The following is an 18,745-nucleotide window of genomic DNA, read 5'->3' on the forward strand; positions in this document are numbered from 1 at the left end:
CAGATGAGTAAGTTAGTTACCCTATTGTTGGCCGTAGTTTTTATGGGCCAACACCTTACAGCGCAATACAGCAATCCTAAATTTAAAGAGGCAAGGATTCCAGAGTTGGTATTAACCTTTACTAAAACGGCTGGTTTTAGGCATAAGAGTATAGAAAAAGGAGTAAAAACCCTAAGAGAAATTGGTCGTGAAAATGGTTTCATCGTTTTGCAAACAGAAACTTCGGCAGATTTTAACTTGGAAAACCTAAAAAACTATAAATGCGTAGTGTTTTTAAATACTACTATGGACGTGTTAAATGACCAAGAACAAAAGGCTTTTGAGCGCTATATACAAGGTGGCGGTAGTTTTATGGGCATACATGCAGCTGCAGATACAGAATATAATTGGCCTTGGTATGGAAAGTTGGTAGGTGCTTACTTTGCGGGTCATCCTAATAACCCTAACGTTAGAACAGCTAAAATAAATGTAGTTGATAAAATGCATGCCTGTACAGCACACTTGCCTAGTGTTTGGGAACGTACGGACGAATGGTATAACTATAAGAATATAAATCCGGATATTAATGTTTTGATGAAGTTAGACGAAACAAGTTATGAAGGCGGAACTAACGGAGACAACCATCCAATAGCTTGGTATCATGAGTTTGATGGCGGCCGTGCCTTTTATACCGGAAGTGGCCATACTGATGCTACCTTTGACGAGCCACACTTTAGAAAACACTTGTTAGAAGCGCTGCTTTGGTGTATGGACCGGCAAGAAGAAAATTAAACAGGACGAGCAACAATTATACCTATATTGCTCTTTATACTCTTAAGGTAATCTACCAGTGGTACCGTACTTAGTACCACTTTTTTTTGTTTGCTAGAGGCGTGTAATAAATAAATTCTACCATTCGGTTTTTTTACAAGAATACCGGTATGGGTTACGTCTAAGCCCTTGATATTAGTGGCAAGGGCTACAATATCTCCTGTTTGTAATTTTGCTTCTGCTTTTCGTATTTTATTTTGCGGCAAATAACATATTTCTTCTTTTGCCAATTGAGATTCAGCCGCTAAAATTTTCTGGTGATTGGCATCAATGTCCTTTAAATGTGGATATAAATCTCTATGAGTACCCATAAAATTGATGGATTTTTCAAGAGGAATACCTCCTAGTTCATTAGTGATATCTTTAACTAGACCCTTTCTTTGGTTGTCTTTAATCCATTCTGTAAAATAATGTAATCTAGAGGCATAGCCATCACGAATACCATTTCTATACCGAATGGTTTCTAAGGTAGATACAAATTGTTCCCAATTTATAGTATCCTGCTGTGCTGTGTGTGCCAATGCCAATACATTTTCTACAAAAGTGGTGCAATCTAGGCCTTGCTGATTAATAACTAAAGGTTCACCAGCAGCTACCTCTAAAGTTTGCTCCACGTAAGGTGTTTCTAGATAGGTTTTGCCAATCGCTAAAATCGTTTCTTCTAAAGTTAAACTTTTATAATCAGGCAAGGCTGCTATCTTCTGACTAAGAAGGATGCTGTCTTTTGGTTGATAAACCCTTTGACTTTGTAGTGTTAAGCAGTATAGTAGGGATAAGATAAAGCTAAACTTCATTCTCGTTTTCATTAGTTGTTTTATCCCAAAGAAGCACACGATTACGAGCAATGCTTTCAGGGTAATTTTGTTGTAAATAGGTAATCAGTTTCTCGCGTACATGAACACGTAAATCCCAAGCCGTGGGAGAATCTTTAGCGCTCATTAAAGCACGTATTTCTACATAATTGGCCTTGGTATCTGTTACTTGTAAGACGTTAACTTCTTTATCCCATAAATCTGTATTTTCTAAAATTCGCGTTAATTCCTCACGTAGTTTGTCAAACGGTACGTTGTAATCGGTATAAAGAAATACGGTACCTAAAATCTCAGAAGATGTTTTGGTCCAATTTTGAAACGGTTTATCTATAAAATAGGGGGTAGGTACAATTAAGCGGCGCTTATCCCAAATTTTTACAACCACGTAAGTAAGTGTTATTTCTTCAATACGGCCCCATTCGCCCTCAACAATAACTACGTCATCTAATTTTATAGGTTGTGCAATGGCTATTTGTATGCCTGCAATAATAGTACCGATAAATTTCTGGGCAGAAAACCCAATGATTATACCTGCTACACCTGCAGATGCAAAAACGCTTACGCCAATCTCCCGTATTTCGTCAAAAGTCATTAAAGCACCACCCATGGCAAATAAAACAATGACAAATATGGCAATGCGCTCCAGTATGGTAAATTGCGTGTAAACCTTTCTAGCCTTTAGGTTGTTGGCAGAACCAACATCATATCTGCTTAAAATTACCTGCTTGCTAACTTTAATTAGGGTTATAACAAGCCAGGTAAACGCAAAAATAAAAAGGAGTGTACTGCCTTTTTTAAACCAATAATCGTATTGCTCTAAGCTGAGTAAATTTCTAAAAGAACGTGTTCTTACTAAAATAGAAAGTAAGATTAATATAATGGGTATGGATAACCTTTTAAAGGTACCCTTTGGCAATAAATACTTGGGATGTTTGCCAAACCTTCTTAAAATATAAGAAAGTAGGGCGTAAACACACATTAAAAGCACTAAGGTGGCTACAAAAAACAATAGGGATTCTTTTTGTAAGGAAGATAAAAAAGCATTCATAGTTTTAGTATCTCTGCAAAATATAGGATTTTATCGTCATATAAATTTTGTTTATGGCCTATAAAAAAACAATTTAACCCCATCTTAACGAATACGCTGGCTTGTTGTATTTTTGTAACCAGAAAAAAAAGAGCAATGAAAAAAGGTGTACTTCTTGTAAATCTGGGTTCCCCAGATAGTCCTACCCCTAAAGATGTAAAACCGTATTTGGACGAGTTTTTAATGGATGAACGCGTAATAGATGTAAATCCAATCTTACGTAATATTATAGTGCGGGGCATCATCTTGCAAACAAGACCTAAAAAATCCGCAGCAGCATATTCTAAAATTTGGTGGGAAGAAGGCTCTCCTCTTATAGTAATTTCTGAGCGCTTTAAGAGTAAAGTAGCAGCGCAATTAGACATGCCTGTGGCTTTAGGTATGCGCTATGGTAGCGGTAGTATTAAAGAAGGATTGCAAGAGTTGCACAATAAAGGAGTAGAAGAGGTGTTATTGGTGCCATTATACCCACATTATGCCATGTCTTCCTATGAAACAGTTGTGGTAAAAGCACTGGAAGACCAATCGGTACATTTTCCTAAAATGAAGGTCACTACTTTGCCTGCTTTTTATAGTAATTCAGATTACATAAAGGTATTGGCGGCAAGCATAAAGGAGCAATTAGACCAGTTTGCCTATGACCATGTATTGTTTTCGTATCATGGTATTCCAGAAAGACATATTAGAAAGTCTGACCCCACAAAGTTTCATTGTAAAATAGATGGTAGTTGTTGCCAAACTAATTCGGTGGCACACCAGACTTGTTATCGCCATCAGTGCTATGATACTACGGAATTGGTGATTAGAGAGTTGGATTTGCCAAGAGATAAAGTAAGCTCTTCTTTTCAATCTAGATTGCCTAATGATCCTTGGTTAAAGCCGTACACCGATTTTGAGTTTGAAAGGTTAGCCAAAGAAGGGAAAACACGTTTGGCGGTTATTACACCTGCCTTTGTAAGTGATTGCCTGGAAACCTTAGAAGAGATTGCGATGGAGGGCAAAGAAGAATTTATGGAAGCAGGCGGTACGGATTACATTCATATTCCATGTCTAAATGATAGACAGGATTGGGTAGACCTAATGACTCAATGGATTAAGGATTGGCAGGCAACAGATGCTTTGCCACAAATGCATATTAGATAAGCTTTTATTAAAGACGATAAGATACAATGACGAGGATTGAACAAATTGAGACAGCACTATTGCCACAGCGCGAAGCGTTAAAAAACCACGAGTTGTACAGTTTACTAGAGGATGTAAAGGACATTCAATGCTTTATGGAGAGCCATGTGTACGCCGTATGGGATTTTATGTCGCTCCTTAAAGCATTACAGCGTAAGCTAACCTGTACTCAAGTGCCTTGGTTACCCGTGAACAATAGTACCACTGCTCGGTTTATTAATGAAATTGTTTTAGAAGAAGAAACGGATGTCAATGAGTTGGGTGTTCCTAAAAGTCACTTTAGCATGTATTTAGATGCTATGGAAGAGGTAGGGGCTAATACTAAGCAGATAACTCAATTTTTACTGGGAATAAAAGATTTAGAAACTATCCAGGGTTATATAAATTCATCTTCTTTAAATGCTGCGGAAAAATCATTTTTAAACTTTTCTTTCAATGTTATAAAAGAAGATAAAGTGCATACTATCGCTGCAGCTTTTACCTTTGGTAGGGAAGATGTAATCCCAGATATGTTCTTAAATATTATTGCAGGTGCAGAGCGTAACGGTGAGCTTGTTTTTCCTAAGATGAAGTACTATTTAAATAAACATATAGAATTAGATGGTGATGAGCATGGTCCTTTGGCTTTAAAGATGATTACTGAACTCTGTGGAGAGGATGAACATAAGTGGCAAGAGGTATTACAAGTATCTAAAGAGGCTTTACAACAGCGCATCAATTTATGGTCAAGTATAGCCGCTCAATTAAAAGAAAACAAAGAAAAGTTACAAATGGCTTAGGCTGTTTTAAGACGTATCTTTGGCAAAAAATAGACTATGGCCAAAGTTTCTTCAGAAGAGTTGGGTACAGCGCCCATTGGTAAGTTACTGGTAAAACAGGCAGTGCCAGCTTCTATCGGGATTTTAGTAATGTCTATCAATGTCCTAGTAGATTCTATTTTTGTTGGTAACTGGATTGGCCCCATGGCCATCGCTGCTATTAACGTAGTTTTACCTGTTTCTTTCTTCATAGCAGCTCTAGGTATGGCCATAGGTATTGGCGGGTCTAGTATAATTTCTAGAGCGCTAGGAGCAGGTCAAAAAGAAAAAGCCTTACAAACCTTCGGCAATCAAATTACCTTAACCTTATTGGTAACCGTATCTATGGTGGTTTTAGGACTCTATTTTGTAGATGTACTAATACCTGCTTTTGGAGGTAAAGGTTCTATTTTTGACCCAGCTAAAGTGTACTATGTAATAGTATTATATGGGGTGCCCTTCTTAGCCTTATGTATGATGGGTAATACCGTTATCCGAGCGGAAGGCAAACCTAAATTTGCGATGATTGCGATGATAATTCCTTCCATTGGCAACCTGTTTTTAGACTATATTTTTATTTATGTTTTTGATTGGGGTATGGAAGGTGCTGCATGGGCTACTACTGCTGGCTACTTGCTATGTTTTGGCTATGTACTCTATTTTTTTCTTTCTTCACATTCAGAATTAAAACTAAGTCCACAGCATTTTAAATTACAAGCACCCATTTTAAAAGAAATAGGCTCTCTGGGTTTTGTAACCCTTTCTAGACAAGCAGTTACTAGTGTTACGTATTTAATAATGAATAATATTCTCTACAATTTAGGAGGAGAACCCCTAGTGGCGGTCTACGCCATTATAGGGCGTATGCTTATGTTTGCGCTTTTCCCAGTTTTTGGAGTTACACAAGGGTTTTTACCTATCGCTGGCTTTAATTATGGAGCGGCAAAATACGACAGGGTAAAAAAAACAATTTACACGGCAATTGGGTATGCGGCTTTGGTCGCAACCCTAGTTTTTGTGTTTTTAATGGTTTTCCCTGCAGAAATAGCGAAACTATTTTTGAGTGATAGACCAGATTTGGATGCAGAAGCTTTAGCCACCAATGCCTATGTTTTAGAGCATACGCCTTTAGCTATGCGTTTGGTGTTTTTGGCCACCCCAATAATTGCATTGCAGCTCATTGGGGCAGCCTATTTTCAAGCCATCGGAAAAGCAATTCCGGCATTGTTACTTACTTTAACAAGGCAGGGCTTTTTCTTTATTCCACTAGTTTTAATTCTACCTAGTTTTTATAGAGAATTAGGCGTATGGATGTCTTTTTCTATAGCAGATGTACTTGCTACAATTGTCACCGGTATCTATTTATATAAAGAAGTGAAAAGAACATTGCACTAATTACTCGTTTTGAGTAGTATTGGTAGCTGCCTTGCTAATAATTTTCCAAGTCCCTGATAGCTTTTTAAGCAAGAATATATCCACATAAGTATCTTTTGTTTTTTCAAAATATATTTCCGCTTTTGCTAGGGCGATATCATTTAATACTTCTATAGAAAGCACTTTTGTAGCCCTGCCGTTATACGCTCCTTTTTCTTTGTTTTTGTAAAACCCAGCATACGCTTCCGGACTAACAAGCCATATTTCTTGGTCTGGTTTGGATAAGAATAGAGGCGCATCCTTATAAAAAGCTTCAGTGATTTTTTCTGGATAATTATAAGAAGAACCTTCTAAGTATAAATTTAGCGTTGTGGTTATGGCAGCCACCTCGTTCTGGCCGAAACTTAGTAGTGAAATGAATAGGGTTAAGACGATACATACTTTTTTCATAATTCGTTTGTTTTAGGTTTTATTTCAATGATTTTTCCGTTTTCTTCATCCGTAAGTAGGTATAGTTTTCCTGTAGGGCTTTGAGCTATTTTACGGGAACGTACTCGACTATCTAAGAACAATTCTTCTGCAGAAATGGGTACATCCTCATCCAGTTTAAATCGCCATAAACTACCTCTAGAAAGTCCAGGGACAAACAGACTGTTGGTCCACTGTGGAAAGGTAGTTCCTGTATAAAAGCATAAGCCAGTGGGCGCCACCGTGTGTTGCCAATACCAGACTGGTTCAACTACACTACTGTCTGCTAATACAGGGGGTTTATAGGTCTTGCTCCGTAATTTGCCGGTGGTTCTGCTAGGCCAGCCATAGTTGCCACCAGATTGTAAAAGATTAAGCTCGTCTCCTTGTATGGTGCCATGCTCTGTAAACCATAAAGATTGGGTGCTTGGATTTAGAGCGATGCCTTGTGCGTTTCTTATTCCAAAGGCATAAATACTGGCAATATCACCCTTACCTATAAGGGGATTATCTTTTGGAATGCTGCCATCTAGGTTAAACCGATGTATTTTTCCTCTGGGGTCGTTTAAATCCTGCGCAATAGGTGTGGTAGGTTCATCATTTTCCCAATACAAACGTTCTCCTACCGTTAGGTATAATTTTTGGTCCGTACCAATAGCCATACCGCCACCATAATGAAAGTTGTCTTGAGTAAAAGGTGCAGCAACTAAAATAGTCTGGATGTCCGTTAGCGAATCGTTTGCCAAACGTGCGGAAATAAATTTGGTAGTGCTGCCTATATTAGGTTTTTCAGCAGCATAGGCTATAAAGATTCGCTTATTTTGATTGTAATTAGGGTCTATTAATACATCAAAAATACCCGCATTGTCACCAAAATCTACAGCTCCAATACTGTCTTTTAAATCCGATGGAAAACCTTTTATGCTAGTCTTTGTTTGGGAGGTTAAGTTCACTTTTACCAAATCACCATTTTTCTCGGATACCAAGGCTATTTCTTCTGATAAAAAGGCAATACTCCAAGGTTTGTTTAAGCCTTCAACAACCACTTCCTTTACGGGAGTAGGTACAGGTTTAAATACGGGTGTGGCATCTTTGGTAATGCAATTCAGAAAGAAAATGGACAGCAATGATAGCAAATAACGCATAGAATTGTTTTTGCCAAAACTGCCTTTTTTAGCAAGGTTAAACTTTAAAAATCATGATTTTTAAGATGATTTTACCGCCGTAATGTGCCCTTTCTTATATTGTGTGGGCGTTATCTTGGTTATTGCTTTAAAAGCAATATTAAAGGAAGTAGGATTGTTAAAACCAACATCGTAAGCAATGGTTGCAATTTTTTCTTCTGCATAATCAGGGTGTACCAAAAGTTGTTTTGCTTTAGTAATGCGATGGGAGTTTACATATTCCGAAAAATTCATGTGCAAAGCTTCATTAATAGCTTGGGACAATGCTCTAGGCGTTACCTGTAGTTGTTCTGAAACACTAGCCAAATTCATGTTAGGTTGTAGGTACGTTGCTTCGGTTGTAAATAGCCGTTCTAATTTATTGATGATAAGGCGTACCTCCTTAGGGTCTACAGTTGTGTTCACATATTTTTCTAGCGTAAAGGTGTGCTGTTTCAACATTAAAAAAGAAAACACGTATACCAAAAAAGAAAAGAAAAGAGCTCCTCCGATGTAAAAAGGGACAATACCTAAAATATTACCGATATAAAAGAACCAAATTAGACCGACACCAATTACCAAGTTCCTAAACCATCGTATAGCAACTTTGGAAGCCAAAGGGCTACCAAATTTTAAAGTACGTATCGCCAATACTATATAGACGGCTAAATGTACAAATACGGCGTAATACGTTAGATAGGCCCATAGTTGACCATCGTTGGGGATTAACCAACATAACAACTCAAATAGACCAAAAGGTATCAAGTGTAGGTAAGCACTTTTGGGTAATGTTTTTAATTTAAAAAGCAGCACCTTTCCATACCACCAAAGACTAGGCCCCACCAGTAGTATGCCGCCCAAACCCATGTTACGTTGCCAAGGGCTTAGGTCTAAATAAACATGTAAAATAGACTTGCCAATACGTAGTATTAAACCAATGAGTATTAAAGAAAGGAGTTGATTGCCAAGTACATTCCCCTTTTTAAGGCTTAGTAAATAACCACACAAAAATAGTCCTTGCGCAATACCAAGGCTACATAGAATTAAGATGATACTGTCTTTATCCACGGCGTAAAGATAAAGAACGTTAATGGTTGCTTTGGTTTTAGCTAGAAATAGTTACTTTAGAAGCCCACAAACCACCTAAACATGAAAATGCAATACCACATTTTGGCCGTAGTACTTTTATTATTTACTGCTTGTAAAAAAGAAAAACCACAAGAGATGCAAAAAATATATATAGGTACGTATACTAACGGTAGCAGCGAAGGCATTTATTCTATCCAATTTAATCCGATAACGGGTGCCTTAGATTCTTTAAAGTTAGAAGTAAAGCTAAACAGTCCTTCTTTTTTAACTTTATCTGATGATGGTAAAATGCTTTATGCCGTAGAGGAAACCTCGGACTTTGACGCTAATAGTGGTGGGGTAGTGGCACTCCAAGTTACGGTAGATGGTTTAAAAAAGCTAAATGCGAAAGCAACAGGTGGGGCAAATCCTTGCCATGTGGCCTATTCGCCATCTGGTCAATTGGTAGTTTCTAACTATTCTGGGGGCAATTTGGCCATTTTTGATTTATTAGAAGATGGGCAATTAGGAGACCGACAAGTAATTAATCATAATCCGCCAGACACAACGGGCATTAGCCATGTACATATGGCTCATTTTAATGCGGATGGATTATTTGCTGCGGATCTAGGGTTAGACCAAGTAAAAAGATATACCAAACAACCTTATGGTTGGGTGCCTGCTGAGCAAGAGGCATTAACTTTAGATAAAGGTGCAGGTCCAAGACATTTTGTGTTTGATGAGAGCAGAAATTTTATGTACGTTATCAACGAACTTAATGCAACATTAACGGTATTTAAAAGAGACGCATTAGGTAAGTTTCAGCCCTTGCAAACAGAAAGCACTATCGACCCCGATTATGCTGGTCCACACCCTTGTGCGGATATTCATATGAGTCCAGATGGGCAATTCTTGTATGGGAGCAACCGAGGAGAAAACACCTTGGTAATTTTTAAAATTGACAAAGCTATTGGAAAAATTAGTCTAGTGGGCAGGACTTCTGTGGAAGGCGATTGGCCAAGAAACTTTACCCTTTCTCCAGACGGTAAGTTCGTTGTGGTAGCGAATAAAAAGAGCAATAATATTACTGTGTTTAAACGAGATGAAAAAGAAGGCACTTTAAATTTTTTGCACGAGGTAGCCTTGGATAGTCCCGTTTGTTTGGTGTTTGAATAGATAATTTAAATGCTGTCGTTTTTGGATTTATATAGAAGGTCTTTTCTATTATAAACAGGTTATCCTTTAGCAGCTTTTAAAGGATACTTTTTTCCATTCAGGAATTTACCAATAAAGGTGTTTCGTACTAAATAATGATAGCTCACAAAGCAAATTACTCCGGTGACTAGAATCACTATAAAAAACTTTATTAAGGCAGGTAAGGGTAGGTCTGCAAGTGCTGCGGGGATGAGCACGGTTATGGGTAGGTGAATGAGATACACCCAATACGATGCGTCTGAAATGTACCGTAGTTTAGGAGAATGTGTACTGGCATAGCGTACAAACAAACCTGTTAAACCAAAAATAAATAGGCTAACAATTATCGCGTTAAACGCTATGAGTAGGTTGGAGTTTCCACTAGGGTTTAAATTATAGGCCGTTATTACTAACCCCTCAACAATAGACAAACCAACAGCAAGACTCGTAGTTAGCCAGCTGTATTTTACAAATAGGGTTAAGGGTTCTTTGGAGATGTAGACCAACCAACCAAGAAAATAAAATATAAAATAATAAGAGAAGGTTTGATAATCAGGCACTAAAGACACGGAAGTAGCAACCATACTGCTGCCAAACACTTTTAACAATAGACCAACTATAGTTGCTAAACTGATGATTCTTATCAAAGGGTTTTTAAGAATAGCCTTAAATACCGCTTTTGTTTTAATCTTTAATATAGGTAGCGTTCTTAATAGTAAAGCGATGAGAACAGTGGCTATTGTGATAAGCATTAAATAGTACAAAAACCATAAATGTGAGGTGCTTTTTGGAATTAAATCCTGTGTGGATGATAACATTCTTAAAGCGTGGCTTAGAGGTTTTGGTTTAGCTAAAAACACCCCGTGGGTATAGCCAAACGCAAAAACAATAACAGGCCATAAAAGAATTAGAAATACTAGAAAGGGTAAGACTATTCTAGAAAACCTGTTTTTAATCATTTTTAGGGCAGACCTCTCATAAAAAAGTAGCGCCCCAAAAAAGCCAGCCACCATAAAAAATAGCGGCATCCTAAAGATGTGAATCAGTAATACCAGAAAGTCCGTTGCCAAACTAGTGCTATTAGGGTCTTTAATAGACCAAGCATCGCCATGTGGGGTAACCGAATATGTAAGCGCGCTGTGTAATACAATACCCAATAACATCATAATGCCACGTAGCGCATCAAGGGCATGTAATCGCTTGGTTTTGGTAGGTAATGCTTTCAAAAAATGGTCTAATCTAATTAAATATATGGAAAGCTATCTGCCAACTACCACTAGAATTCCTATGATGATGAGCCCCACTAAAACGGCAAAAAATATCTTCCAAGCACTATACGGTCTAGAGCCAGAAATGGTTCCGTTTTCGCCATTAACAAAAAAGTTATATTCCTTGCCGTTATACCGGTAAGAGCTTACATAAACGGGTAGTAAGATGTGCTTAAACGTTTCTTCTGATAATTGCACATCCATACTGCTTACCCGTTGGGTATCTCCACCAATATCTTGTCTGCACCAGCGTTCTGCAATCCGTTTAGCTTCGCCCTTGGCAGCCAAATGCCCTTGGGATAAGGGAATGGTATATTTTTCGGTTACAAAACCACGCAAAAAGCTGCTATTAAAAGGCTGTAGTAATTTAAGATTCCACCTAGCAATTTTACTGGGAACTCGGCCCTTTCTTTGTTTACTAGCTTCCACTAAAGTATCGTCTACAAAACCAGCTACGCTGCCAGAGGCTGGGTACCAACGTGTTTTCCGTACCCGCTGGTTTACCATTTTACCATTGCTGTTACGTACTCTTTTGGTTTCATAATAATATTCACCACGCTGCCCAGAATATTGGGCTTTTAATTGAGCATCAAACGTCCAATAGGGTAAATACAATCCTTTGGTAAATTGCGGGTCTAATGCTGCTTTTTTTAAGTTGTCTGGTGCAAACCAAAGCGAGTTCACCCATTTTTTAAAGATTTGAAAGGACTTTTGTTTGTCTATTTGAAAAGGCAATACGGCACCCGGCAAAATCCATTCTTCTTTATACTGGTCTTCTAAAACCAAAGGCATGCTGCAGTACACACAGTGTAGCGATTTGTAGTTTTCTTCCACATGCTGGGTAGCACCACAATTTTTACAATTGAGCATGGAAATTTTTTCGGAGTGGCGTTGCGCCCCCATTTCCTTAAGGTAGGGATACAGCTCTAGCTCTTCAAAACCATTTTCATCTAAATGAATTTCTTCGGTATGGCCACAATATTCGCACAAGACACTTTTAGTGCCGGGGCTATATTTCATTTCTGCACCACAGTTGATGCAGGGTTTTTTAAGTTCGGTTTGTTGAGTATTCACCGCTTCCATGAGCTGGGTATGCTTTGGTTTTTATAAGTGAGCAGCAGCAAAGCTGCTGCCCATAAATTAGTTTTATAAATTGTGGTAATTACGCTGTTGGCGGTAGTGGTGGAGGTGTGTTACCCCCTAAGAAGGACTTTAATTCTTCTACTTCTTGTAACTGCGCCCAATTGCTCATGCCCTGTTTCCACACCAAACTTTCCCTATTAATGGTACGGTTGGCAAATAGGGTTTTTAACTGGTCAAACGTAACCGGACCTTGTTGTGCGCCGTTGGCCGCATAAAAGTATTGTACCTGTACCGGAATTGGTGGGGGTACGGCGCCAGTTGTAGCAGGCTGCTGTGCAACAGCTTGGCCGCCCATTTGTGGATTCATTAAACCGCCCATTTGTTGCGCCAAAACAAAGCCCATGCCCATACCCATACCGGCACCGGCGGTTCCGCCTTCGTTTTGGGCTGCAGCTTCAATAGCTTTGGCAGCCTTGAACTTGGTTAGCTTATCTAAATCTAACTTGTCTATGCGGCTGTATTCAAAAATTTCTTTCTTAAGTTCTTCTGGCATAGAAACGTTTTCTATGTAGAATTTTTCCAAAGAAATACCCACACTTTGGAACTCAGGAGCCATTACCTCTTTACATGTGTCAGAAAGCTCTGTGGTATTGGCGGCATACAGTTCAATGGGTAAATTGGCCTCGCCAACGGTGTCTGTAAATCGTGTGGCGATTAAACTTTTTAAATGCTCGTTAATTTCAAAATTGGTAAAGTTGTTATCCGTACCTACAATATCAATAATAAATTTGCCCGCATCGGAAATACGGAAGGCATAAGTTCCAAAGGCACGTATCTCTACCAAGCCAAAACGGTCGTCACTTAAGGTAATTGGGTTTTTAGTGCCCCATTTTTCATCGGTAAATAAATGGGTGTTCACAAAATAAACTTCGGCCTTAAAAGGGGAGTTAAAACCATATTTCCAACCCTTTAAAGTAGAAAGGATAGGTAGGTTTTGGGTAGTTAACTCATAAGTACCGGGGGTAAAAACATCTGCAAGTTGCCCTTCGTTTACAAAAACGGCGGTCTGCCCTTCTCTAACGATGAGTTTAGCGCCGTTTTTAATTTCATTTTGGTACCGCTCAAAACGGTGTGCAATGGTGTCGTCCGTGTAGTCTAGCCACTCAATAATATCTATAAATTCATTACTGAGCTTTTCCTTGATTTTTCCGAAGATATCCATGTTTTAGAGTTTAGGTTTATAGTAGAAACAACAATGTATTAAAGGTGTTTCTTGGTTATTAGTACGGTTTAAAATAGTAGGCTTTGCCTTTCCTTAAAGCTAACAAAAATTGCCAAGCTTTGCTTTAGATAAGTATCAAATTAAAACTAAATGTTACAGACCTTCCAATTGATTGACTATTAAATCAATCTTAAATGTTTAATAAATATTCAAATAAATTAAACAAAATGATTATTTTTAAGGTGAAGAGGAAAAAAAATTGCTATGAAAAAGAAAACACCTTACATGATTGAGCGTCCTTTGGCAGATATGCATGCCGATGGCGTACGTTTTGATGTATCCATTATTGAAGCCTTACGAAACCAGCAAACCATTGCTGAAACTAAGTATCGAAAAGAAAACAATGCCCAATAACGTTCTTGGTACCACTTTAGAGCCTTGTTGTTTTGCACCAAAAACTGGATTTTACCGGGACGGCTATTGCAAAACGGGCGATATGGATACGGGTACGCATGTGGTATGTGCGCTAATGACCAAAGAGTTTTTAGCATTTTCATTAAGCCGTGGCAATGATTTAATAACACCCATACCCTATTATAATTTTCCAGGTTTAATACCTGGTGATAAATGGTGTCTGTGTGTTTCTCGTTGGAAGGAAGCCTACGATGCCCATGTTGCACCACCAGTAATTTTAGAGGCTACCCATGAAAAAGCCTTAAAAACAGTTTCTTTTGATATGTTGCTAGAACACAAGCATACCCATTAGGTGTGTTGTAGTTGATTCACTACTACACTGGCGCCTGCTTCTCCAGATTGCATGGCAGCATTTAAGGAGCCGTTCAAGGTATAATCGCCAATGAAAATGCTGTTGGCTGAGTCCCCTTTCTGTGTAAATTTTTGTCGAATGTTTTCTAAATCGGGCAATGCTTTTTTAATGTGGTAGTGTTTCACTAGCCTACCCGTTTCTATGGCACAATGTAATTTTAATTCTTTACGAACCAATTGCTCTAAATCACTTACAGCATGGGTACTTTCTTTAACCACGGTAACCGATAGTATGGGTGTTTTGGTTTGGAACAAGTAATTAATGTTGTTGGCATAGGTTTCCGGGGCCGTAAGCAATCCTATGATACCGGGTTCAAAAGCCCATTCTGCAGTTTCAAAATAAAAATTATGGCAACTTTTCCAGGCTACTTCGCTTTGCAATGGAGCGCTACAGAGGACTGCATCGGTAGTAATCGTTTCGCCCTTTTCAGTTGCGATTTTTCCCGTTGCAGAAAAATTTACTTTAGTATTAAACTGGAAGGTGGTCTGTTTTAAACTGTTTTTTAGTTGCTGAGCCACAGCGCCAATACCATTTTTGGGAACAGCTGCATAGCCTTCGCCAAACATCTTAAATACAAATTGAAACATTCTGGATGAGGTCCGTAATTCTTCCTCTAAAAAAATGCCTGTGAAAAAAGGTTTAAAAAAGTTATTGATTATGCTATCCGTAAAACCATAGTCTTGTAAAAAAGCTAGTGTAGTGGTTTCCTTAGATGCAAAAATGTGGTCTAGGGAAGTACGTTTTAATTGCAGCGAAAGTTTAAAAATTTTCCATTTGTCCTTAAAGGTACCCGCTTCTGCAACCAAGGTGGGCCACAAAGCGCTAAAATCCCGCAGGGGGTCGCCAATACGTTCTCTTTTACCGTTAGAAAATAAAAGCGCTCCTGGTTTAAAATAGTTGAGATTAAGCGCTTCTAAACTCAAGTGTTTTTGTACCATAGGGTAGGCCGTAAGTAGTACTTGAAAACCGTGGTCTAAAGGCACACTATCTATAAAATCGGTTTTAACTCTACCGCCAACTGTTTCCGTAGCCTCCACAACGGTTGGGCTATAGCCTTTTTCTTCCAAAGTTTTGGCGGCAAGCAGTCCGCTTACTCCGGCACCTATAATGGTAATGTTAGCTGTTTTTTCCATGATTTTCTATACGTTAAAGACGCTTTATGATGTGCTAAAAGCTGTTTTTTATGGGTTAAGTAACCTTTTAATAGTAGCTGTAGTTGCAGTTTTTGTTTTTCGGTTAGGTGTTTATAGGCAGGTCTGTTAATTTTTGTATCCCATTTCGCCTTAAATAGCCAATCTAAAGCAATACGCAAATAGCAATGGTTTTCAAAAGGCAATTTAGGGTATTGCGCTACCAACCTATTGGGTAGGTTTTCATATACTTCTTTTATTGTTGAATTTTTCACGTCATAAAATTAAACAGAATTAGTGTGAATATTCACAAATTGGGACGCACTTTTTTATAATGTAGCTTAAAAGAGGGTTTCCTCTAGTATTCCTTTTATTTTTACACCAAATAGTTGTAAGATGATAAAAGCAGTTTTGTTTGATATGGATGGGGTAATTATAGATTCTGAACCCCTGCATACAAAAGCCTACCACGCCATGTTCAAAGAATTTGGTATAGATGTATCTGCTGCTTTGTACCAAAGTTTTACTGGAAAGGCCACCTTGGCTATTTGTGAGGAACTGGTGGCCGAATTTAACCTAGATGCGCACCCCAAAGACTTGGTCGCCAGCAAACGCAAACACTTTAAGTTGCTTTTTGCGCTAGATACGGATTTAGAACTTATACCTGGCGTTCTAGACCTGATAAAGGATTACCATGCTAACGGACTTACCTTGGTTTTGGCAAGTTCTGCCAGTATGCCCAGCATAAATAATGTGTTTAAACGGTTTAATTTGGACCAGTATTTTGTGGCAAAATTAAGTGGGGCAGACTTAAAAGCATCTAAACCGCATCCGGAGATTTTTATAAAAGCTGCGGAAGCATCTGGTTACGACAAAGCCCATTGTATGGTAATAGAAGATTCTACCAATGGCATAAAAGCAGCACACAGCGCAGGTATTTATGCGGTAGCGTTTGATAGTCCACATTCTAAAAACCAAGATTATACCCTAGCCGATAAGGTAATTACTTCTTTTAAAGAGATTGCTTTTAGCGAATTACAGTAGACTGACTATATGGGTTGGAGCGGTTGCACTATTTAAAACAGTAGTGTATAAGAATTAGCTTATCTTTATCGTAATAGTAGAGTATCCGTCATATGACGGATATTCAATTGTTGTAGGTAATTAAAAAATGAACGCAAAGGAACTAAGAAAATATCTAAACAACTCTTTCAAAGAAAAGTTAACCCCTTATGGCTTCAAAAAGAATGGGGCAATTTTCTATTTGATGGAAAATGGAAAAAGTTATTCAATTTCTTTTAACTCGCTTAATTATGACAACTCATACCCAACATCATTTTTTTGTTTTTCAGGTTTTATAGAGGTAGAAAAGAAGTACATGGAACTGTTGAATAAAAATGAAAAAGAAATTGCCAAGACTAAAATTTCTTCTCAACTATACACAAATCAGGCCTATCTTTTTGATCAAAAAAAATACCATTGTTCAAATTATGATTTGTACACTTTTGATGAGGCTGAAAAAGCCGTTTTAGAAATTGTTGAATACTACACAAAAATAATTCTACCAAATTTTAAAAAAATTGAAACTATTAATGATTTGGACTCTTGGTTTAATGCCAAAGAATATATGCCAAATAGTAGACGTTTAAAAATTGACATAATCTACGGCTTGTTAGTCGCTAAATTAGTTTCAAATCCCAATTATGACATTCTTAAGATTGAATACAGAAAACTTTCTTCTCATTTTAGTGAATGGGATAGAAATGACTTAAACCAAGCCATTGAAAAGATAGAAAGTAATATTTTGTAAAACTACCTACAACACGGTATATAGCAAATAGGACATTCGGTGGTATACGAAAGTGCAGTGGTTATTTAAAAACCGCCAAATCGTTGATTTGGCTCAGAGCAAACCTGAAAGTTTATCGCTTTCTACTGCCCTACTTGCCATATACTATACGTTAGCCACAAGTTGTAAAAATATCGTTTCTCATAATATTATTATTGTTTTGCAATAATTATTGTATATTTGAACAATTAAATCTTCAAATATGAAAAAAGGAATATTATTTAAAACACTTGTTGACATACTTTACATTCTACATTTTATTGGACTAATTGGAATAATATTTATAATACCTTTTGGAACTGTCAATATTAACCAAGTAAATATGAGTGTAGAAGATTGGAATTTATTTTATTGGTTAATATTTATTGTAAGTCTATTTGCTTATATAATATTTTTAAGAGGTCTGTATTTTTTAAGAAAAATGGCAAGGTTCTTATTAACGAACAAATATTTTTCCGATAACACTATAGAAAACTTAAAAAAATCTGGAAATAATTTTCTTTACACAGGAATTATATCATTTGCTCTTATTGCTGTTTTATGGATAAGCAAACTAACTGGAGGAAAATTTGAATTGATATATGATAACAACCTATTAATCCCTTTGTTTTTGTCCATAATCGGAATGTTTTTTATCATTCAAAGTAATGCTCTGAATTTGGCAAAAGGAATGAAAGAAGAGAATGAACTAACAGTTTAATTTATGGCAATTATAATAAATCTTGATGTTATGCTAGCCAAAAGGAAAATGAAAAGTAAAGAACTTGCAGAAATAATTGGAATTACAACTGCTAATATTTCAATTTTAAAATCTGGAAAAGCAAAAGCAATTCGATTTTCGACATTAGAATCTATATGTAAAGCTCTTGAATGTCAACCTGCTGACATATTAGAATATTCAGAAAATGAATAAAAAACCAGTGGCTAACAACGTATATAATCCATTGCTAGTGAGAGCCTACTTGCGAAAATCCTCACAGATTTTCTATTCGGTTTTTATTTGCTAAATTACATGCTAAACCACGCAACGTATCATATACAAGACCGTCAGACTGTCTCAAAACCCACCCTTTTATCACCTCAATTTACTTTGTCACCTTGGTGATATTTCGTAACTTAATGTATGGAATACCAACAAGGACAAGACCGTTCGCAACTTACCCTTTACCGTAGCTGTTTGGATGATATGGTCGGTCAACAAAACACCGTCAGGGCCATTGATGCCTTTGTCAACTCTTTAGATTTGAGTGAACTCGGTTTTAAAACTTTGGCCTCACAAGGAAGACCTCCTTACAACCCTGCCGATTTGCTCAAACTTTACCTTTATGGCTATATGAATCGCATGCGCTCTTCTAGAGTGTTGGAGCTGGAATGTAATCGGAATATTGAACTTATATGGCTGTTGAAGAACC

Annotated in this window: 22 protein-coding genes; 12 read left to right on the forward strand and 10 right to left on the reverse strand. The window is 37.5% G+C overall.

What is annotated here, in order from left to right; genetic code table 11:
* Window positions 1–3: 3 nt before the first annotated feature.
* Window positions 4–771, forward strand: a complete 768-nt coding sequence (locus HCO57_RS16305) for a ThuA domain-containing protein (protein WP_167989909.1) — start codon at window positions 4–6, stop codon at window positions 769–771.
* Here HCO57_RS16305 and HCO57_RS16310 read toward each other — a convergent pair.
* On the reverse strand, window positions 768–1,604 hold the full coding sequence (locus HCO57_RS16310) for an N-acetylmuramoyl-L-alanine amidase-like domain-containing protein (protein ID WP_245167617.1): 837 nt from the start codon (window positions 1,602–1,604) through the stop codon (window positions 768–770). The two genes, HCO57_RS16305 and HCO57_RS16310, sit on opposite strands and share 4 nt — an antisense overlap.
* Window positions 1,594–2,670 (reverse strand): mechanosensitive ion channel family protein, encoded by a 1,077-nt coding sequence (locus HCO57_RS16315; protein ID WP_167989911.1) that lies wholly within the window; start codon window positions 2,668–2,670, stop codon window positions 1,594–1,596. Before HCO57_RS16315 ends, HCO57_RS16310 begins: the two co-directional genes overlap by 11 nt.
* A 135-nt stretch (window positions 2,671–2,805) precedes the next feature.
* Between HCO57_RS16315 and hemH the strand changes: the two genes are divergently transcribed.
* Genes hemH through HCO57_RS16330 form a run of 3 tightly spaced genes read left to right on the forward strand, consistent with a single transcriptional unit; the run spans window position 2,806 to window position 6,083 of the window.
* Entirely contained in the window at window positions 2,806–3,852 is a 1,047-nt protein-coding gene (gene hemH, locus HCO57_RS16320) for a ferrochelatase (protein WP_167989912.1), read from the forward strand.
* Between the two features lie 26 nt (window positions 3,853–3,878).
* Entirely contained in the window at window positions 3,879–4,670 is a 792-nt protein-coding gene (locus tag HCO57_RS16325; RefSeq protein ID WP_167989913.1) for a DUF3050 domain-containing protein, read from the forward strand.
* A gap of 36 nt (window positions 4,671–4,706) precedes the next feature.
* Window positions 4,707–6,083 (forward strand): MATE family efflux transporter, encoded by a 1,377-nt coding sequence (locus tag HCO57_RS16330; protein ID WP_167989914.1) that lies wholly within the window; start codon window positions 4,707–4,709, stop codon window positions 6,081–6,083.
* Here the strand turns inward: HCO57_RS16330 and HCO57_RS16335 are convergent, their stop codons facing one another.
* From HCO57_RS16335 to HCO57_RS16795, 3 genes are read right to left on the reverse strand one after another with little or no spacing between them, the layout of a single operon-like run.
* A complete protein-coding gene (locus HCO57_RS16335) occupies window positions 6,084–6,512 on the reverse strand; it encodes a nuclear transport factor 2 family protein (RefSeq protein ID WP_136950178.1) in 429 nt (142 codons plus the stop codon).
* Window positions 6,509–7,675: a PQQ-dependent sugar dehydrogenase gene (locus HCO57_RS16340; protein ID WP_167989915.1), complete on the reverse strand. Its 1,167-nt coding sequence runs from the start codon at window positions 7,673–7,675 to the stop codon at window positions 6,509–6,511. Before HCO57_RS16340 ends, HCO57_RS16335 begins: the two co-directional genes overlap by 4 nt.
* Before the next feature lie 60 nt (window positions 7,676–7,735).
* Window positions 7,736–8,761 carry a helix-turn-helix domain-containing protein gene (locus tag HCO57_RS16795; RefSeq protein ID WP_167989916.1) on the reverse strand — a complete coding sequence of 342 codons (1,026 nt, stop codon included), beginning with the start codon at window positions 8,759–8,761 and terminating at the stop codon, window positions 7,736–7,738.
* Between the two features lie 81 nt (window positions 8,762–8,842).
* Here HCO57_RS16795 and HCO57_RS16350 point away from each other — a divergent pair, with 81 nt between their 5' ends.
* Complete coding sequence (locus tag HCO57_RS16350; protein WP_245167618.1) at window positions 8,843–9,937, forward strand: lactonase family protein; 1,095 nt, start codon at window positions 8,843–8,845, stop codon at window positions 9,935–9,937.
* A 59-nt stretch (window positions 9,938–9,996) separates the two neighbouring features.
* Here HCO57_RS16350 and HCO57_RS16355 read toward each other — a convergent pair whose 3' ends face one another.
* The 3 genes from HCO57_RS16355 to HCO57_RS16365 all read right to left on the reverse strand — a co-directional run bounded on the left by HCO57_RS16355 (window position 9,997) and on the right by HCO57_RS16365 (window position 13,528).
* The gene (locus HCO57_RS16355; RefSeq protein ID WP_245167619.1) at window positions 9,997–11,181 is read right to left on the reverse strand and encodes an acyltransferase family protein; all 1,185 of its coding nucleotides are present in this window, start codon (window positions 11,179–11,181) and stop codon (window positions 9,997–9,999) included.
* A 33-nt stretch (window positions 11,182–11,214) separates the two neighbouring features.
* Window positions 11,215–12,306 carry a DNA helicase PriA gene (locus tag HCO57_RS16360; protein ID WP_167989917.1) on the reverse strand — a complete coding sequence of 364 codons (1,092 nt, stop codon included), beginning with the start codon at window positions 12,304–12,306 and terminating at the stop codon, window positions 11,215–11,217.
* Window positions 12,307–12,385: 79 nt separating this feature from the next.
* The gene (locus HCO57_RS16365; protein ID WP_167989918.1) at window positions 12,386–13,528 is read right to left on the reverse strand and encodes an SPFH domain-containing protein; all 1,143 of its coding nucleotides are present in this window, start codon (window positions 13,526–13,528) and stop codon (window positions 12,386–12,388) included.
* 264 nt (window positions 13,529–13,792) lie between these two features.
* Between HCO57_RS16365 and HCO57_RS16370 the strand changes: the two genes are divergently transcribed.
* Together HCO57_RS16370 and HCO57_RS16375 are read left to right on the forward strand one after the other, a co-directional pair.
* Complete coding sequence (locus HCO57_RS16370) at window positions 13,793–13,942, forward strand: hypothetical protein (RefSeq protein WP_157832792.1); 150 nt, start codon at window positions 13,793–13,795, stop codon at window positions 13,940–13,942.
* Window positions 13,932–14,294, forward strand: a complete 363-nt coding sequence (locus tag HCO57_RS16375) for a DUF2237 family protein (protein WP_167989919.1) — start codon at window positions 13,932–13,934, stop codon at window positions 14,292–14,294. The genes HCO57_RS16370 and HCO57_RS16375 overlap by 11 nt, the downstream gene beginning before the upstream one ends.
* Here HCO57_RS16375 and HCO57_RS16380 read toward each other — a convergent pair.
* Together HCO57_RS16380 and HCO57_RS16385 are read right to left on the reverse strand one after the other, a co-directional pair.
* Entirely contained in the window at window positions 14,291–15,487 is a 1,197-nt protein-coding gene (locus tag HCO57_RS16380) for an FAD-dependent oxidoreductase (RefSeq protein WP_167989920.1), read from the reverse strand. The genes HCO57_RS16375 and HCO57_RS16380 overlap by 4 nt on opposite strands.
* Complete coding sequence (locus tag HCO57_RS16385) at window positions 15,457–15,759, reverse strand: acetyltransferase (protein ID WP_317171178.1); 303 nt, start codon at window positions 15,757–15,759, stop codon at window positions 15,457–15,459. Before HCO57_RS16385 ends, HCO57_RS16380 begins: the two co-directional genes overlap by 31 nt.
* Before the next feature lie 121 nt (window positions 15,760–15,880).
* Here HCO57_RS16385 and HCO57_RS16390 point away from each other — a divergent pair, with 121 nt between their 5' ends.
* The 5 genes from HCO57_RS16390 to HCO57_RS16410 form a co-directional block, all read left to right on the forward strand.
* Entirely contained in the window at window positions 15,881–16,528 is a 648-nt protein-coding gene (locus HCO57_RS16390; RefSeq protein ID WP_167989921.1) for an HAD family hydrolase, read from the forward strand.
* Window positions 16,529–16,655: 127 nt separating this feature from the next.
* Window positions 16,656–17,294 (forward strand): hypothetical protein, encoded by a 639-nt coding sequence (locus HCO57_RS16395; RefSeq protein WP_167989922.1) that lies wholly within the window; start codon window positions 16,656–16,658, stop codon window positions 17,292–17,294.
* Window positions 17,295–17,535: 241 nt separating this feature from the next.
* Window positions 17,536–18,033, forward strand: coding sequence for a DUF2975 domain-containing protein (locus tag HCO57_RS16400; protein ID WP_167989923.1), 498 nt, complete (start codon window positions 17,536–17,538; stop codon window positions 18,031–18,033).
* A 3-nt stretch (window positions 18,034–18,036) separates the two neighbouring features.
* Window positions 18,037–18,246 (forward strand): helix-turn-helix domain-containing protein, encoded by a 210-nt coding sequence (locus HCO57_RS16405; RefSeq protein WP_167989924.1) that lies wholly within the window; start codon window positions 18,037–18,039, stop codon window positions 18,244–18,246.
* 210 nt (window positions 18,247–18,456) lie between these two features.
* Window positions 18,457–18,745: transposase (locus HCO57_RS16410; RefSeq protein WP_167989925.1), on the forward strand; the 289-nt coding region annotated here is incomplete at its 3' end.

Source organism: Croceivirga sp. JEA036, assembly GCF_011882165.1.
GTDB lineage: Bacteria > Bacteroidota > Bacteroidia > Flavobacteriales > Flavobacteriaceae > Croceivirga.

Bases quoted from the DNA above. Each gene is read 5' to 3' on its own strand.
- HCO57_RS16375 (WP_167989919.1), top strand. From the start codon at position 13,932: ATGCCCAATAACGTTCTTGGTACCACTTTAGAGCCTTGTTGTTTTGCA.
- HCO57_RS16325 (WP_167989913.1), top strand. From the start codon at position 3,879: ATGACGAGGATTGAACAAATTGAGACAGCACTATTGCCACAGCGCGAA.
- HCO57_RS16400 (WP_167989923.1), top strand. From the start codon at position 17,536: ATGAAAAAAGGAATATTATTTAAAACACTTGTTGACATACTTTACATT.
- HCO57_RS16390 (WP_167989921.1), top strand. From the start codon at position 15,881: ATGATAAAAGCAGTTTTGTTTGATATGGATGGGGTAATTATAGATTCT.
- hemH (WP_167989912.1), top strand. From the start codon at position 2,806: ATGAAAAAAGGTGTACTTCTTGTAAATCTGGGTTCCCCAGATAGTCCT.
- HCO57_RS16305 (WP_167989909.1), top strand. From the start codon at position 4: ATGAGTAAGTTAGTTACCCTATTGTTGGCCGTAGTTTTTATGGGCCAA.
- HCO57_RS16340 (WP_167989915.1), bottom strand. From the start codon at position 7,675: ATGCGTTATTTGCTATCATTGCTGTCCATTTTCTTTCTGAATTGCATT.
- HCO57_RS16370 (WP_157832792.1), top strand. From the start codon at position 13,793: ATGAAAAAGAAAACACCTTACATGATTGAGCGTCCTTTGGCAGATATG.
- HCO57_RS16335 (WP_136950178.1), bottom strand. From the start codon at position 6,512: ATGAAAAAAGTATGTATCGTCTTAACCCTATTCATTTCACTACTAAGT.
- HCO57_RS16350 (WP_245167618.1), top strand. From the start codon at position 8,843: ATGAAAATGCAATACCACATTTTGGCCGTAGTACTTTTATTATTTACT.
- HCO57_RS16310 (WP_245167617.1), bottom strand. From the start codon at position 1,604: ATGAAGTTTAGCTTTATCTTATCCCTACTATACTGCTTAACACTACAA.
- HCO57_RS16395 (WP_167989922.1), top strand. From the start codon at position 16,656: ATGAACGCAAAGGAACTAAGAAAATATCTAAACAACTCTTTCAAAGAA.
- HCO57_RS16360 (WP_167989917.1), bottom strand. From the start codon at position 12,306: ATGGAAGCGGTGAATACTCAACAAACCGAACTTAAAAAACCCTGCATC.
- HCO57_RS16380 (WP_167989920.1), bottom strand. From the start codon at position 15,487: ATGGAAAAAACAGCTAACATTACCATTATAGGTGCCGGAGTAAGCGGA.
- HCO57_RS16330 (WP_167989914.1), top strand. From the start codon at position 4,707: ATGGCCAAAGTTTCTTCAGAAGAGTTGGGTACAGCGCCCATTGGTAAG.
- HCO57_RS16365 (WP_167989918.1), bottom strand. From the start codon at position 13,528: ATGGATATCTTCGGAAAAATCAAGGAAAAGCTCAGTAATGAATTTATA.
- HCO57_RS16315 (WP_167989911.1), bottom strand. From the start codon at position 2,670: ATGAATGCTTTTTTATCTTCCTTACAAAAAGAATCCCTATTGTTTTTT.
- HCO57_RS16405 (WP_167989924.1), top strand. From the start codon at position 18,037: ATGGCAATTATAATAAATCTTGATGTTATGCTAGCCAAAAGGAAAATG.